Genomic DNA, 16,780 nt, shown 5'->3' with positions numbered 1-16,780 from the left:
GTGCAATGATAAGAAGGGTGTTTATTACGGGTGCAAATAGTGGTTTAGGCTTTGAACTTGCTAAACAATACATAAAGCGTGGTGATGATGTCGCATTATTTGATATACGCTTTAGCCAGCAAAGTAAACATGCGCTTAGAACACTGAGCGATGATTCTCAATACATTGAATTTTTTGCTGTTGATATGGCCGATACGCAAACGTTGGCTGTTCAAGTTAACAATGCGGTCGTGGCCATTGGTGAGCCTGAGGTTGCGATATACTGCCCCAGAACTAAGAATATCGAGTCTTTAGCAAAGCACTCTGACACTAACAATCATTGTAGCCTACAAGCTAATATCATTCGCACTCTTAACTTTAGCGCCGTAATTCGTCAGTACCTCACCATGAATAGCCACCTTGCACTTATCACTTCACATGCCCCCATGACCCCTTTTGAATACGTGCAAGATCAACGTATTGCTGACGATGTAATCTTGAACTTTGCCAAAACACAACGCCAAGAATTAAAACCGGATGGCATTAAAGTCAGTGTAATTTATGCACCAGAGACCCCTTATTTAAGTGAGTGTGACCAACACAACTGCGCACACACAAACACTAAAATCATCAATAAAGTAAGTCGTTACTTAACACAAGACCGTCGCGTCACCAGACTGATGCGTGGATTAGATAAGCAAAAATTTATGGTGATACTCGGCTTTCAATCTAGACTATCTTATAGCTTAAGCCGTTATTTACCTTCTTGGATGATGACCCCTGTAATGAAGCGCATCATCAAACACTCTAATAAGAACAATATGCTAAGGAGTCCGAATGAACACACACGATAATCTCACACAGCTAATTGACCATACCTGTCAAACTTATGCTGACTTACCGGCCTACAATAGTGCAGGTAAAACATTAACTTTTAGTGATGTAGAGCAGCAATCTCGCTATTTGGCACAATGGTTTCAACAACACAGCGGCCTGCAAGTAGGTGACCGTATTGCGATTCAGTTACCCAATATTGTCGACTACCCTATCGTCACCTATGCAGCTCTTCGCGCTGGTTTAATTGTTGTAAACACCAACCCACTTTACACAGCAAGAGAAATGCTGCACCAATTTAATGATGCGGGCGTTAAAGCGATTGTGCTCCTCGACGGCTTAGCAGATAAACTCACGACTATCATTGACCAAACATCCATTAATACCGTCATAGTGACCGCAGCGGTTGGCTTACCAGCAGTCAAAGGCACACAACTCTCTCTCCCTGAGCTTATTGAGCAAGGTGAACAACTAGCCCCCCTTAAAGTACACAACGCAAACCGCGATGATATAGCGGTACTTCAATACACAGGTGGAACCACTGGGGTTGCCAAAGCAGCCATGCTTAGTCACGGCAATATTTTAGCCAACGCTGAACAAATGAATGAGCGTTTTGCTGAGATCATGCAGCCAGGCCAAGAAACGGGAATTTGTCCGTTGCCGCTCTATCACATCTACGCATTCACCGTGAATATGATTGGCTTATTCGCGATGGGTCAGTTTAACGTACTGATCCCGAATCCTCGTGATTTAGATGCTTTAGTTAAACAAGTAGAGCCTCACACCATTAATTACTTTTCAGGAATTAATACGCTATTTATTGGTTTATGCATGCATCCAGGCTTTAAAGCGCTTGATTTTTCACAATTAAAAATGACCGTTTCCGGAGGAGCTGCGCTGACCCATGCTGCTGCAGATGCATGGATGAAGGTCACTGGCTGCACAATTACCGAAGGGTATGGACTGTCAGAAACATCACCCGTTGCGACCTTAAATGATTTCAAGAAAGAAGAAATCGGCAGTATCGGCCGTACATTGTCTAATACCGTTGTAGAGATTTGGGATGAAAACGATCAGCCTGTGGCTGAAGGTCAATCAGGTGAAATTGTTGTGAAAGGCCCACAAGTCATGATGGGCTATTGGCAACGCCAAGATGAAACAGATAAGTGTATGAAAGGTGGTTTTTTCAAAACCGGTGACGTGGGATTACAACTGCCAAGTGGTAATTACAAAATAGTCGACCGTTTGAAAGACATGATTATTGTCTCTGGATTTAATGTCTACCCTAACGAGGTTGAAAACGTACTTTGTCAGCATCCAGCCATTTGTGAAGCGGCTGTGATTGGCGCTCAAGACGAAAAAACAGGTGAGCGAGTGTGTGCCTACATCACTTTAAAAGAGCCAATTGATGAGCAACAAGTAACAGACTATTGCCGTGAAAACTTAAGTGCTTATAAAGTACCCAAGTCGATTATTTTTATGGAAGAATTGCCCAAGTCAACGGTTGGCAAAATATTGCGTCGTGAATTACGTAAATAATAAAGCGATCGTTTTAGGCGCTTAACTGGTATAAAATACAACGAGTTTGATTAAAAGAAAAAGCATACCCGCAGGTATGCTTTTACTTATTTTATGTCGGTTTAAAAGGCAATTATGGAAAAGTTCATCAATCACATTCAACTTGGTTACTTAGGTCTACTTCCGTTTTTAGGCTGCGTAGGCTGGCCGCTGATCACGGGCAGTAGTGCCATTAATTTAGAATTTTTCACTTTCTACAGCATAGCAATTTTGGCATTTATGGCCGGTAATTTATGGCATGCGGGCCAGCAAACTTATGCCGATGCCATCAAAGCCGTTTTGCCTATTATACCTATTGCCTTTTTGAGCTTTCTACCGCCAGCATGGATTCTGGCTTGGCTCGCAGCCAGCTTTTGGCTGGTGTTATTATTTGAAAAGAGCACACCTCAATGGCAAAACTACCACGTTGACTATCAAAAAATGCGCTTTGTACTTACCGGCGTGGTGTTTGTCTGCCATATATTTGTAATTGGTATTAGCGTCTATCCTGAGTAGCCCTTTCAGTGTGTTTGCGGTAACATCCGCGGCTCAGTTGTTTAAGGACTTGGTATGATAGATCAACTACGCGCTAAACTAGACCATCTTGGTGAGAACTACGTTGAAAAAGGTGCACACTTTAAAATAAAGGTGATCCCTTTTTTTTGTGCAATCCATATAAAGAAAGATCATAAAAATCAGGGGCTCATCACCTTTTACTCGAATCAACTTATCGAAATATTCTTAGCCGTTATGTTTTTATTGTTTGGCTTAATGCTCTTCGATACTGATGCAGGATTTACGCACGGGCCTATTCATATCGTGATTGCGGTGCTGTTAAGTTTTAACCTCATCTTAAAGCAAATCGCTATTGAGGGTTTAAAAACACGTTTAGCCTTGTGCCCTAAACTAGAAAATAGCGACCTCGCTGAGCAAGGTCACTGAGTCAATGTTTTTGGATCCAACGTGGCGTATTTTAACGGTCGGTGATGGCGATTTATCGTTTTCGCATGCCATTGCCAAGCATGTAAAACCAGCACAGCTTACTGCTTCAACCTATGATGCAGCACAGACAATAGAAGATAAATACGCCGACAACGCCCTTTCACAACTGCGTAAGTTAGGTATTCGTGTGCTCACAGAGTTTGATGTAACGAAACCCAGTGCTTGGCAACGCCTTGACCAACAACGTTTTGATGTGGTTATTTTTCAATTTCCACTCATTCCTGCATTCAAAGGTGAAGCCGCCTTTAAAGCACAAACAGGCTCTGGAAGCATGAATGTGCTGAATCGCGCATTGCTTTATCAATACTTAAAATATGCGCATCGCTTTGCACTTGATAAAAACGGCCCTATGCTGTGTTTTATTACTTCAAAAGACGTTAAACCTTACCGAGAATGGAACATTGAAGGGAGTTTAAACCAAGGTTTACCGTGTCATTATATTGGCCAAATGCCGTTTGATATTAGCCGTTTCCCAGGTTACAAAATTCGCAACGTCGACCGTGATAAGCATGTAAAAGACACCAGCGGCATCACGTATGTGTTTAGCAGTAAAAAAGACAACGACATCTGCTCAATGCTAACGATTCCGCCATACTTGGGTGAAAAACACTGTGCATTGTGTCGTGTGGGTCCCTACATGGCAAAAGAAGACGAAGACAAACATTTGCGCAGCAAAAAACACCTGCAAATGGAAAAGTTTGAACAAGACTGGCAGGCTTGGCTTGCACTTAATAGCGAGGAGTAAACATGAAATTTGTCATTGTGGGTACTAATTTTATCAGCGACACTTTTTTAGACGCAGCAACCCATGTTGAAGAATTCGATTTATACGGTGTATGTTCTCGTGAAGAGAGCACTGCTCGTTCGTTTTTAGCTAAACATACCAGCAATAATGCCAAAGTTTTCACGAGTATCGACGAAGTGTGCCACGATAATCAGGTTGAAGCTGTTTACATTGCTGCGCCAAATAGTCTGCATAAACACTACGCGGTTATGTGTTTAGCCGCAGGCAAACATGTACTGGGTGAAAAACCATCAGCGGCAAATAGTACTGAGTTAAATGAAATTATTCTCGCGGCAAAAAAGCATCAGCACCTGTATATGGAAGCGATGATGACCACTCACCTGCCTAATTTCGCCATTCTTAAACACGCACTTACCAAAATAGGCACGCCGCGCAAATATATAGGTCAATATAGTCAGTACTCTTCGCGTTACGACAAATACAAAAATGGGGACAGACCCAATACCTTTTTGCCTGAATTTGCTAACGGCGCTTTGGTTGATTTAGGGATCTATCCTTTGTATGTTTTGTTAGCTCTTTGGGGCGCCCCACAGAGTGTGCAAGCTAGTGGAGTTTTGCTGGAAACTGGGGTTGATGGTGCGGGTGATGTACTATTAAATTATGCAGATAAACAAGCAGTTATTAGTTATTCTAAAATCTCTCAAGGCGACAACTTTACCGAAATTCAAGGTGAAAAAGGCCGCATTAGAATCGAAGCGGTTTCTTTGTTAAAACGTATGCAGTTTATTGGTAATGATGGCACGGTTGAAGAACTTGCTCAGCCATTTGACGAGCATTTTATGCGCTATGAAGTAAGTCACTTTATAGCAGCAGCCAAAGCCGGACACATTGAGTCTGCTGTAAACACACACACCTTATCAAAACAGGTTATGGACGTGCTGGATACAGCGAGAGCTCAATTAGGTGTCGTGTATCCTGCTGATAATGACTAATAAGTCTGAGGGCAACTACTCTAGTTGCCCTAGCAAACTCAAAATACCCTCTTTTGTAATATTGCGAGCTTGCATGGCAACACTTACTCCCGCTTGCTGAACGATATCGAGTGATATTTTCTCAGCCATGACTTTTGCAAAATCGGTGTCTTCAATACGCTGATTCGCTGAACTTAGCATCAACGACTGGTTTGATTCATTACGGATGGTCGATTCAATCGCATTTATTTTTGCGCCTATTTCAGCCCTAAAGCCGCCAATACGTGACAATGCGGTGTCTATTCTCGTTATTGCATTTTGCGCTAAATTTTCGCTGCTTATGGTAATACCATCAATTGTTAAAGAACCCGCACTGGCATCAACACCCTCAAACAAAGCAAAACCTCATACCAATTTACTAGCATATTATAATTAGAAATGACGCATTGTTCAGACATCGCTTGTTCACGAGTAAATAATCACAATAAATACTGCCGAGTGTTTTGAGGTAAATTTTTGCGCACCTGACGTGCGTTTTTCAGTCCGTTGCGACTGAGCACCTTAAAATGCACTTTATCTCTGATAATCAATACATTACAGTTATGAATGCCTCACAACTTAGGTTTCATCGAAAATCGGCTACCGTTTAACGAAAAACATTTCTTAATCATCAAAACATCAGTAAAATCGCCCCCAAACTTCAGCTCTTATTTATTCATAAGGACAGTGATGCAGCGTACCATCCCCCCGTTTTTGATTGCTGTTATTTGCGTGTTATTAGCCATGGTCACCATTCAGTCAGGTGCATCTGTCGCTAAGCAATTATTCCCATTGATTGGCCCTGAAGGGACCACTGCATTGCGCCTCGGTTTTTCGGCGGCGATTCTGTGTTTAGTTTTTAAGCCTTGGAGAGCCTTTCCTCCTATTGGCCAGCGCATGCCGATTATTATTTACGGCTTAAGCTTAGGGGGTATGAATATACTTTTTTACTACGCTATCGAGCGTATTCCGCTGGGTATTGGTGTCGCACTGGAATTTACTGGTCCATTAGCGGTCGCACTTTTATCATCTCGTAAAAAGCGCGACTTATTTTGGGTTGCCTGCGCCATAGCAGGTATTGTGCTGTTATTACCTGATATGAAAGGTGAGGAAAGTCTCGACCCTGTAGGGGTCATTTTAGCGCTAGCGGCAGGAGCCTGTTGGGCATTTTATATTTTATTCGGTAAAAAAACGGGCAATCAGGGCTCAGGTGGCATGACCGTCGCTTTAGGTATGAGCATTGCAGCTATTGTACTTGTTCCCTATGGTGCAGCTTCACAAGGCATGGCGCTATTAAGTTGGGACGTTTTACCTTTAGGTATTCTAGTTGCCATTATGTCAAGTGCCCTGCCTTATACACTTGAAATGGTTGCACTTAGAAATATGCCCGCACAGGGTTTCAGTATCATGATGAGTTTGGAGCCTGCGGTAGCAGCCCTCGCTGGCTTTATTATCTTGGCTGAGTTTTTAAGTGTATGGCAATGGTTAGCCATTTTGCTCGTTATCACCGCATCGGTCGGAAGCTCAATGTCGACCTCAAAACAAACAAAAGTTGAAAGTAACGCTTAAAACTTTCACTATAAAGCCCATGAGCAATGGGCTTTATATCAATACACCCGATTCAATAAAATTATTTGTGATAATACTTAACATTTTTGTAAGTTGCGGGGTCAAAACTGGGGTATGCCGCAGTTCGCATTACATCAGCAATGGCCTTAAAAGTAATGACCCATGCTTTTCTGCATTCAGGGGTAAAATCATCCCCCAAGCCTGTTTTTAGCGTATATAACAATGCATTTCCTACCGGTGTGTAATCATCCACGCTTACACCGTAGTCAATATGTTTTCGTGCAAGTTGTTCAAGTACTGGCACGAGCTCATCTAAATTATCGAGCCCTTTAACTGCAATACCTAAGGTCATCATTAATTTTTTTCCTTGTGACCTTAAGTCGCTTTTAAAGAGTGTTTTAAGTTTAGGATCATACTCAAATAATTTGGCATAAAAAATGGCTGCTGCGTCGTCGGCTATGGGGGCTACCTTTTTAAAGCTATTTTGAACTAACTGTTTTTGATAAGCGCTGAGCATGCCTATTCCTTTTATAATGAAGATTGTTATTTCATACTAGTACATAAAGACGATTTTACTCCTCAAATACCCAATTTTTGTATGACCCCACTTTATTAACCTTATAACGCATACTGAATTAACTTTAAAATAGCGACTCTGGACGCCGCACTTTATTTACCTAGCCTACACAACGGCTTCGATTTTATGCCAGTGGCTTATTTTATAATGTCATCATTTAGCACACGCAATACCCCCTCTTCCACACGTTGTTCCGCTAACCATTTGGACCAAGAATAAAATGGTGATATCTCCTTAAAATTACTCATAATTTTACATGTTGCTAAGCAGCGATAAGCCACTATTAAAATAGACGGTAAGCACAAAATGAAATACGCCTTATAAGCTGCCCTCTTACAAAATAAACTGACATATTTTGTTACATTTATTTGTATTAACATAACACTTTAGATTTAAATCTTGATGATAATTATTATCAGTTGTGATAGGTTTACCGCGAATTATTTTAATCAAAACAATAATCAACCATTGCCATTTACTGCTCACAACACGCGGAGATAAGAATGAAATTAACTCAGTTGCCACTTGCAACCGCTATTATTTATGCATTGAATCCACAACTCAGTTTCGCACAGCAAACTGCTGAGGCTGAAGCGAATATTGAAACACTTGAGATTGTGGGTGTTCGCCAAAATCGTATAAGTGAAGGCGCAACTGGCCTTGCACTAGAGATTGATGAAACACCACAATCAATCAGTATCATCTCCGCAGAGCAACTAAAAAACTATTCAGCCTTTAATATCAACGATGCGCTACGTTTAGCCCCAGGCATCAATGTTGAAGAATGGGAAACAAATCGTACTAACTACACGTCGCGTGGCTTTGAAATTAAAAACACCCAAATTGATGGGGTTGGTTTGCCAAATGATTGGGGCATTGTAACCGGGGCTATGGAAGCCTATGGCTACGAAAACATTGAAGTTATCCGTGGAGCAAATGGCCTTTTAACGGGTGTTGGTAATGCATCGGGCACGATTAACTATGTTCGTAAGCGCCCAAAAAATGAAAATGGTGGTGAAGTAGGTGTTTCATTTGGCTCATGGGACTTTAAACGTCTTCAAGCAGATTACTCTTTGCTTTTAACTGATTCGGGGAGCTGGGCAGCCCGCTTTGTTGCGGCTGCTGAAGATAAAGAATCTTACCTTGACGGGCTTGGAAATAACCGTGAGTTTTTCTCTGTTATTGTTGATGGTCAATTAACAGATAACTCCACTGTTACCGCTGGTTATTCTTATCAAGATGCTGATACCGATGGTAATACATGGGGTGGGCTGGTGTATAACTACACTGATGGCAGCCAAGCAAAATGGGATGTGAGCGACACAACCACCCAAGAATGGACAATGTGGGACACCATCAACACTTCTGCATTTATTGAATACAACTATATTTTTGCTAACGCTTGGCAACTGCAAGCAAGCTATAACTTCCGCGGTTTTGAAGAGCAAGACAAGCTATTTTATGCCAGCGGCAAGATTGATAAAGACACGCACTTAGGCTTAAGTGGTTGGCCGGGTCGTTATGACAGTGATATAGATGCAGACTTATTTGAAATCAAAGCATTTGGTGCCTTTGAATTATTTGGTAAAGAACATCAGGCAAGCGTTGGTGTAAGCCATGCAAAAAGTGATGACGTGATGTATCAACACCCATTTGATTTTGCAAACACACCGGCCTATGGTCCAATCCTAGCATTTCCATATGACTTAGATGCTATACCTGAGCCAGATTGGTTAGCGCCTGTTTTATATTCTGATATCGAACAAAAGCTAACGCGTTACTTTGGCTCTGCTCAGTTAAACATTACTGATAAATTATTTACCGTAGTTGGTTTTAACACTATTGAATTTGAGCGCTCAGGCATGAATGCCGGTGCATCAATTGATAATGACGAGAGCGAGACGAGCCCCTATGTTGGTTTTACTTATAAGTTAAACGACGATTTAAACTTATATGCAAGTTACTCTGATATTTATCAGCCGCAAGAGCAAGCAGATTACAACGGCCAATACTTAGCCCCCACCAAAGGCACTAACTTTGAAACAGGTGTTAAGGCTTCTTGGTTTGACGATGCACTAATGACAACGTTTGCCTATTTTACTGCTGAGCAAGATAACTTTGCTCAATACGCGGGCCTGACAGAAGATGGTATTTATTACTATAAAGGCGTGTCTATTGAGTCAGAAGGCTATGAATTTGAAGTCACTGGAAAGATTACCGACAACATCAATATCGTCGCTTCTTATACACATATTGATGTAACTGATGAAAATGGTGATGATACCAATAAATGGGCGCCTCGTGATGTTGTAGGTGTAACAGTAGATTATGCGGTGACCGATGCGGTGGTTGTGGGCTTAAATGGCCGTTGGCAATCTAAAATCGAAAGCACTGACTACAATGTAAAACAAGGGAGTTATGGCTTACTTAATGCCTTTGCTCGATGGAATATCAACGACAACATTGACATACAAGCAAACGTCAACAACATCACTGACGAGCAGTACATTAATAGTTTACAAACCGTGGGTTATTATGGTGCGCCTACAAACGGCAGCCTAACCTTAACTTATAAGTTTTAACTGGGTGGATGTGTCGCCCATCGGGGCGACACAATTTTATTAATTAGGGCAACTGCCTAACTCGTAATACCCCGCACTAGTTTGCGCTAAGGTGCTGGTATAAAAAGTGTTGTAAAGACCTAAGTTATCACCTGAGCCCAACGCATAAGCGTATGATCCATTCGTCGTCGCACGATTAGCCTGTACATGTGCATAGTTACTTGAAGTCGTCTCTGTACACATATAATCGCCAGTAACCCCAGCATCGATGACAAAACTAATGCTGTCAGTTGATGACTAATCCAATGTGGTAGAGCAATTAAAAAAGCGAACCATAACTATAGTGCTATAAAATTAAGGACAATAAAGCCAAAAGAAGCAACGCGTTTATAATATCAATATGTGAAATTACACCAAAACCGATTAACAAAACCCAATAAAAAAGCCTCACAATCTTATTGTTAGGCTTTCAGTAAAAAATACAACTTAACGCTCAAATTTAACGCTTTAGGTGTTTAGGGTCTGGCTTCCTAACTTTTGCAACCAAGGGGTGATTCATCTTCTTTAATTCTGTTAACACAAGTTGAGCAACCTCCGTTGCACCTAGTTGGTTCAAATGGGTGTCATCTGTTACACCTAACGGGTAATTAGGGTGCAAATCAGGGGCAATATGCATGAAACGTAATGCAGAGCCGTCATCACCTAGCGCTTGAAAGTAGCGTTTAGTAATTGCTTCCATGTCAATAAAATCAACCTTTGTTTGTTTAGCAACATCTCTTACCGCATCTGCATACAGCGGGTGCGTCTCTTTAATCGTTCCGTCTTCATTAAAATAGCGGCGCGTTATCGGTGTCATTAACAGGGGGTGAGCTTGCTTTTCGCGCACATCTTTGATGAAGCCAAGTAAATTTGCTTTAAAGTCGGGTACGGATGTGTAGCGGTCAACTTTTTGTTTTGATTGATCATTATGACCAAACTGTATGATGACATAGTCCCCTGGCTTAATCTCGTCCATAATCATTTGCCAACGACCTTCTGATTTAAAAGTCCGTGTGCTGCGACCATTTTTAGCCAGGTTAATTACCTGTACTTGATCATTAAAGAAGTATTGAAAAGGCATTCCCCACCCTGTTTCTGGGTAATCTTTCACTTCTTTTATTGACATTGTAGAGTCTCCCGCCATAAAAACGTTGATCTGTTCATCAGCCTGAGCAGTAGACGAAAGCGCAACACCGACGTATAGAAACCTTAAAAAATGTTTAAACATTGAACTCTCACTGTAGAAAATTAACTCAATAAAAATGACCCTAGCACACACTGCCACCGGTGGCAAATAAATAAATAAAATCAACCCACTATTGCACCACCATGTAACTTGCGGCGGTTTTAAAAACGTTAATTTGTAAAGGAAATATTAATATTTTTGGTTTATTTGGTTTGACAGCACGAATTTTTACGTATAATTTCTACCTAAATGCCACCGGTAGCAAAACAAGGATTAAAGTGGCATTTTACTCTTTGCGTAATTGAACACACAATCGCATAAAAAAATAACAGGATATGACTTATGCCGTTTGAAAGTCATGTAATTTATAACAATAAACTACAACTGGAACAGCAATGACAACAAGTAAGCAAACATTCAAACTAAGCTGTCTTATGACCTCACTATTACTCAGTGGCGTAATGGGAAGTTATGCTGCTAATGCACAAGAGCAACAAAATAATGCAGTAGAAGATGATGGCATCGAAATTATTCAGGTTAAAGGCTACCGTGGCAGTATTAATGCAGCGCTAATGTCTAAGCGTGAGGCGGTAGGCACACGCGAAACTATCATTGCTGAAGATATTGGTAAGTTTCCAGATCTAAACGTTGCCGACTCCCTGGCTCGAGTACCCGGTATCTCTATTGAAGAAGATGCTGGCGAAGGACGTCAAATAACAATTAGGGGTCTTGGTTCTCGGTTTGTAAAAACAACGATTAATGGCATGGAATCAGCTTCAGCAGGAGCAGCAACCGATGCGGCTGGTGGCTCTAATACTTCACGCGCCTTTGATTATAACGTGTTTGCTTCAGAACTCTTTACACAAATAGACATCGATAAGACCGTGTCTGCAGAAAGAGAAGATGGCGGGATTTCAGGTAATGTCAATTTACAGACTGCGCGCCCTTTCCAATATGAAGGCTTTAAAGGCTCATACAATGTCAATGCCCGCTATAACGATATTTCTGAGGATGTATCGCCGCGCGTGTCATTTATGCTCAGTAATAACTGGGATAATAAATTCGGTGTACTTGCCTCTGTTGCATACAGTGATGGGACCGTCCAAAGTGAAGGTTCATCAACGGTTCGCTGGACCGTCAATAATCCAAACTATGTTGATGGCGGTTCACCTGTTGGTCAAGGAGGTACAAACTACCTATCAGCTGCACCTAAGACCATTTTGTTAGAAAATGGCAATTACATAAACGATAATCTGGATGGTTTATATTTACCCCGTATACCTCGTTATTCTATCTTTTCAAAAGAGCAAAAACGCCTAGGTGCAACCGTCGCCTTCCAGTACGCTCCTACTGATAATCTTTCAATGAACTTAGATATTCTCCATGCAGAGCTAGACACGACAATGGATGAATATCAATACTCAGTATTGTTACGTGATCAAAAAAATATCGTACCTGAAAACATCTATACAGATCCTAACAATACAATTGTTGCTGGTGCATTTTCAAATGCAATTATACGTTCAGAAGCACGACAAGATTCCTCTGAATCAAACTTTGATCAAGTAAGCTTTACGGGTGATTGGTACATTAATGATCGTTTAAAAATGAGCTTTTTAGTAGGTAAAGGAAAATCTGATTTGGATGTACCTTATCTTCGCACTTTTGCACTTGATGCAGAGGGCTCAACCGTTGCTTACAGTTACGACAGTAATATTGACCCACTTTCTCTAATTAATAATCCCGGTGGTGAAGCGATAGGCAGTGCGCAGTTAAACACAACAATGCCATCATTTGCTTTTGCAGCAGGACAAGCTCCTGGAAACGCGTTTACCAAAGAGCAATTACAAAACACCATGCTAGACGCTAGCAATTACAGTGCTGGGCTCGTTCGTAACCGCGCACAAACTATTGAGAGCGAAAACTCAACCATTAAACTTGATTTTGCCTACGAACTTAATGATGAATACACAGTGAAATTTGGTGTAGGGCAGCGTAGCTTTGAAACTGAACAACACGACTTCCGCAACGCGTGGAAAAACCTAGATATAGAAACGAACAAAACCAGCGGTAAATCAGCTGAAACACAAGTTATTGACTTAGATGCCGATCAAATAGCGGGAGACTTATTTTCTACCACACTTAATGAGACCGGTATTCACTTTGGTAATAATGCCTCAGTACCGAGCACTTCAACACTATTTGGCTCTACATGGCTAACACCTGACTACAATGCCATGATGGATGCATTTTCTAATGCCGCCTTTTTTGAAGCGAAGGAAGAGTACAAACGTGCCTATTATATAAAAGAAGAGGTAAACACAGCCTACCTTCAACTTAACTTTAGAAAAGATATATTCAATTCAGAACTAAGGGGTAATTTAGGTCTTCGCTATGTTGATAACAAAAACACGAGCCGAATTGTAAATCTGGATCATATTTACAAAGATGGCTACACAGCAGGCAAAGGTGATGGCGCTAACTTTGAAAATGGTTATGGTTGGCGAGAATCGATTAGCACAGGTGATGAATGGTTACCTTCGCTTAACCTAGCTTATGATATCACTGAAGATTTAGTCGGTCGTTTTAGTTACTCACACGCTATTACCCGACCAAAACTATCTGACTTACGTTCATCAATAAGTGTTAATACCCCTGATGAGCAAGACCCTACCGCAACAATTAAACGTGGTGCGGGTCCGTCACTTGAGCCGTACAAAGCAAAACAATACGATATAGGTCTAGAGTGGTACTTTGCAGATGAATCTCTGGTTGCGGGTTCTGTTTTCTTTAAAAATATCACCGGTATTTCATCTGAAAGTAGTGATGAAGTGTTAAGTCAGGCTGAGTTAGATCGCTTGGGTATCGACATTGGTGATATGAACGCAGAAGATATTACCTGGACCGTAACCCAACTTACTAATACCGACGCTGAAGATATGTGGGGTGCTGAGTTTATTTATCAGCAGCCATTTACGTTCTTGCCTGAGCCCTTTAATAACTTAGGGATCCAAGCAAACTACACATATATCGACTATACCCGCGATATCGAAGATCCTTTTTATGGTACACCTTTGAATTTAGTCGAAGAAGAAACGTCTAAAAACACTTTCAATGTAACGATGTATTATGAAGTAGATAATTGGTCAGCACGTTTCTCATACAACTATCGTGGTGGTTATAACAAACAATACCTCGATGAATACAAAGATGAATCAACGTTTGTACGTGGCTATGATGACAAAGCAAAACTCAACTTCTCTGCTCGCTATGAACTGACAGAAAATATGAGCTTGTCGTTTGAAGCAGTTAACTTAACTGATGAAAAGCAAGAGATGTGGAATGATATTTACACACCTCGCCCATACGAAAGCTTATCATCAGGACGCCAATTTTTAGTCGGCTTGCGCGGATCATTTTAACAAATGACTCCCCTCCAAATAACCAATACTGTGTGGTTGGTTATTTTTTATAAAATCTCTAGCAACAATTGCCACCGGTGGCAATTGTTGCTAGAGTACTTCAACTATAAAAACAATTAGCACACACGTTGTGACTACAGGAACCTTGAGTATGAACAATAATCGCCGATTTTTTCTTAAAGCCTTCGCCTCGAGTAGTTTAGTAGGTACTGCTGCATTAATGGGCTGCAAAAGTGCGAGTGTAAATACGTTACTGACGCCAACAGATAATAATGATTGGTCAGCAGCCGAAGCGATTAAAAAGAACATTAAAGTACCACAGTTCGCCGAGAGTGCTTTTAATATCATTGACTTTGGCGCTCAAAGTGGCGGTACGTTTAATAATAGCCATGCTATAAAAAAGGCTATTTTAACCTGCCACCAGCAAGGTGGTGGAAAAGTTATTATTCCTGTGGGTGTATTTTATACCGGCCCGATTCACTTATTATCGAACGTTAATTTACACCTTGAAAAAAACGCAGTGCTAAGTTTTAGTACTAATCCAGATGACTACCTACCTGCAGTATTCACTCGTTGGGAAGGCCTCGAGATGATGGGGTATTCCCCTTTAATTTATGCGTATGGCCAACAAAATATAGCTATCACTGGCGAAGGTGTACTAGAGGGTAATGCGAATAATACCACTTGGTGGCCATGGAAAGGTCCACACAAAGAAAAACACTGGGAATTACAATACCAAGAAAATGGTCAATTGATGGATCAAAAACCAGCACGTAAACAATTAATGGTTGATGCTGAAAACGCCTTACCTGTTACTGAGCGAATCTACGCTGATGGTGCATATCTGCGCCCCCCTTTCATTCAACCCTACCGCTGTAATAATGTGTTAATTGAGGGAGTGACTATCAAAAACTCTCCTTTTTGGTTAGTAAACCCCGTGTTATGTAACAGTGTGACAGTCAGTGGTGTCACGTTCTCAAGCCATGGGCCAAATTCCGATGGTTGCGATCCAGAAAGCTGCAATCATGTGCATATAAAAGACTGTACGTTCGATACAGGTGATGACTGTATTGCAATTAAATCAGGGCGAAATGCTGACGGTCGTCGCGTCAACACGCCATCTGCCAATATAGTGATCGAAAACTGTCACATGAAAGAAGGTCACGGTGGTGTCGTCATTGGCAGTGAAATATCAGGCGGTGTGAACAATGTTTACGTACAAGATTGCACGATGGACAGTCCACATTTAGAACGTGCCATCCGTATTAAAACCAATTCTGTCCGCGGTGGATTAATTGAGCATATTCGCATTCGTAATGTTGAAGTTGGCACAGTAAAAAATGCAATTGTTATTAATTTCTTTTACGAAGAAGGTGATGCAGGCCAATTTGACCCCACCGTACGCGATATCGTTATAGACAATCTGCACTGTAATAACGTGCTTGATAAAGCGTTCTATTTAAATGGATTTGAGCGGGCACCTATCAAAGATTTTACAATTATAAATAGCCACTTTGATAACGTCGCAAAACAGTCAATCGTTAAAAATATCACCGATTTCAATGTTGAAAACGTCACCTTGAACAATCAATCAATTAGCGCAAAACAATTATTAGCGGAGTCAATCTAATGGCACAGAGCGCATTTTCTAAATTAATGGCAGGACAACCGATTTTGCCAATCATCCAAGCACATGATCCACAGCAAGGAGTCGCCGTTGCTCGGGCTATGCAAGATGCTGGTATTAATTTAGTCGAAGTTGTACTTCGCACTGAGCAATCATTAGCTGCAATAACAGCGATAAAATCGGCATTACCAAATCTCATCGTGGGTGCGGGGACAATTACCCGTAGTGACACATTAAATAACGCCATTAATGCAGGCGCTGATTACATTGTAACGCCAGCAGTATCGCCTCGCCTGCTAGATGCTTTAGCAAGTTGTGGCAAACCATGCTTACCAGGCGTATCGAATAATGCCGATATTCTTCTCGCCAGTGAATATGGCTTTACAGAACACAAGTTATTCCCAGCTTCATTGTGTGGCGGAATCGATTTTTTACACGCTGTCTCGAGTGTTTTTCAAGAGGTACGCTTTTGTCCTACAGGCGGTGTAAATGCTCAAAATTTCAAAGATTTTTTAGCATTAGATAATGTATTTGCTGTGGGTGGAACGTGGGTCGCAAAACCTGATTGGGTGAATACAAAAGACTGGCAAAGTATCACTCAAGCCTGCGCTAACGTACTAACAAAATAAATTGGCCTATTTTGCCACCGGTGGCTAATAAGTAAATGAATAA

At 41.2% G+C, this 16,780-nt stretch carries 15 protein-coding genes; 11 read left to right on the top strand and 4 right to left on the bottom strand.

Annotation, left to right across the window (positions count from 1 at the left end):
* Positions 1-5 precede the first annotated feature (5 nt).
* The 6 genes from BWD47_RS01315 to BWD47_RS01290 all read left to right on the top strand — a co-directional run bounded on the left by BWD47_RS01315 (position 6) and on the right by BWD47_RS01290 (position 5,109).
* A complete protein-coding gene (locus tag BWD47_RS01315; RefSeq protein ID WP_081759756.1) occupies positions 6-833 on the top strand; it encodes an SDR family NAD(P)-dependent oxidoreductase in 828 nt (275 codons plus the stop codon).
* Positions 817-2,352 (top strand): AMP-binding protein, encoded by a 1,536-nt coding sequence (locus tag BWD47_RS01310; protein ID WP_036972246.1) that lies wholly within the window; start codon positions 817-819, stop codon positions 2,350-2,352. Before BWD47_RS01315 ends, BWD47_RS01310 begins: the two co-directional genes overlap by 17 nt.
* Positions 2,353-2,466: 114 nt before the next feature.
* Positions 2,467-2,886, top strand: a complete 420-nt coding sequence (locus BWD47_RS01305; RefSeq protein WP_036972248.1) for a DUF3429 domain-containing protein — start codon at positions 2,467-2,469, stop codon at positions 2,884-2,886.
* Between the two features lie 54 nt (positions 2,887-2,940).
* Positions 2,941-3,312 carry a hypothetical protein gene (locus BWD47_RS01300; RefSeq protein WP_036972250.1) on the top strand — a complete coding sequence of 124 codons (372 nt, stop codon included), beginning with the start codon at positions 2,941-2,943 and terminating at the stop codon, positions 3,310-3,312.
* A gap of 4 nt (positions 3,313-3,316) precedes the next feature.
* Positions 3,317-4,117, top strand: coding sequence for a class I SAM-dependent methyltransferase (locus BWD47_RS01295; RefSeq protein ID WP_036972252.1), 801 nt, complete (start codon positions 3,317-3,319; stop codon positions 4,115-4,117).
* Between the two features lie 2 nt (positions 4,118-4,119).
* Positions 4,120-5,109 carry a Gfo/Idh/MocA family protein gene (locus BWD47_RS01290; protein WP_036972254.1) on the top strand — a complete coding sequence of 330 codons (990 nt, stop codon included), beginning with the start codon at positions 4,120-4,122 and terminating at the stop codon, positions 5,107-5,109.
* Between the two features lie 15 nt (positions 5,110-5,124).
* On the opposite strand, the gene BWD47_RS01285 is transcribed toward BWD47_RS01290, so the two are convergent.
* Positions 5,125-5,484, bottom strand: coding sequence for a flagellin (locus BWD47_RS01285; protein ID WP_051501874.1), 360 nt, complete (start codon positions 5,482-5,484; stop codon positions 5,125-5,127).
* 333 nt (positions 5,485-5,817) lie between these two features.
* Between BWD47_RS01285 and BWD47_RS01280 the strand changes: the two genes are divergently transcribed.
* A complete protein-coding gene (locus tag BWD47_RS01280) occupies positions 5,818-6,696 on the top strand; it encodes an EamA family transporter (RefSeq protein ID WP_036972256.1) in 879 nt (292 codons plus the stop codon).
* 61 nt (positions 6,697-6,757) lie between these two features.
* Here BWD47_RS01280 and BWD47_RS01275 read toward each other — a convergent pair whose 3' ends face one another.
* Complete coding sequence (locus tag BWD47_RS01275; RefSeq protein ID WP_036972258.1) at positions 6,758-7,213, bottom strand: globin family protein; 456 nt, start codon at positions 7,211-7,213, stop codon at positions 6,758-6,760.
* A 563-nt stretch (positions 7,214-7,776) separates the two neighbouring features.
* Between BWD47_RS01275 and BWD47_RS01270 the strand changes: the two genes are divergently transcribed.
* Positions 7,777-9,855 carry a TonB-dependent siderophore receptor gene (locus BWD47_RS01270; RefSeq protein ID WP_074988735.1) on the top strand — a complete coding sequence of 693 codons (2,079 nt, stop codon included), beginning with the start codon at positions 7,777-7,779 and terminating at the stop codon, positions 9,853-9,855.
* A gap of 39 nt (positions 9,856-9,894) precedes the next feature.
* Here BWD47_RS01270 and BWD47_RS01265 read toward each other — a convergent pair whose 3' ends face one another.
* Together BWD47_RS01265 and BWD47_RS01260 are read right to left on the bottom strand one after the other, a co-directional pair.
* Positions 9,895-10,077: a hypothetical protein gene (locus BWD47_RS01265; RefSeq protein ID WP_218158190.1), complete on the bottom strand. Its 183-nt coding sequence runs from the start codon at positions 10,075-10,077 to the stop codon at positions 9,895-9,897.
* Between the two features lie 256 nt (positions 10,078-10,333).
* Positions 10,334-11,101, bottom strand: coding sequence for a rhamnogalacturonan acetylesterase (locus BWD47_RS01260; protein WP_065978974.1), 768 nt, complete (start codon positions 11,099-11,101; stop codon positions 10,334-10,336).
* A gap of 353 nt (positions 11,102-11,454) precedes the next feature.
* Between BWD47_RS01260 and BWD47_RS01255 the strand changes: the two genes are divergently transcribed.
* The 3 genes from BWD47_RS01255 (at position 11,455) to eda (ending at position 16,737) form a co-directional block, all read left to right on the top strand.
* Complete coding sequence (locus tag BWD47_RS01255) at positions 11,455-14,481, top strand: TonB-dependent receptor (RefSeq protein WP_075593214.1); 3,027 nt, start codon at positions 11,455-11,457, stop codon at positions 14,479-14,481.
* Positions 14,482-14,632: 151 nt separating this feature from the next.
* On the top strand, positions 14,633-16,111 hold the full coding sequence (locus BWD47_RS01250) for a glycoside hydrolase family 28 protein (protein ID WP_075593213.1): 1,479 nt from the start codon (positions 14,633-14,635) through the stop codon (positions 16,109-16,111).
* The gene (eda, locus tag BWD47_RS01245; protein WP_074988732.1) at positions 16,111-16,737 is read left to right on the top strand and encodes a bifunctional 4-hydroxy-2-oxoglutarate aldolase/2-dehydro-3-deoxy-phosphogluconate aldolase; all 627 of its coding nucleotides are present in this window, start codon (positions 16,111-16,113) and stop codon (positions 16,735-16,737) included. Before BWD47_RS01250 ends, eda begins: the two co-directional genes overlap by 1 nt.
* The last annotated feature ends 43 nt before the right edge of the window (positions 16,738-16,780 follow it).

Origin of the sequence: Pseudoalteromonas sp. PAB 2.2 (genome assembly GCF_001938575.1) — a bacterium.
In the GTDB taxonomy this organism is placed as follows: domain Bacteria; phylum Pseudomonadota; class Gammaproteobacteria; order Enterobacterales; family Alteromonadaceae; genus Pseudoalteromonas; species Pseudoalteromonas lipolytica.
This window is presented reverse-complemented; position numbering and strand designations above follow the sequence as displayed.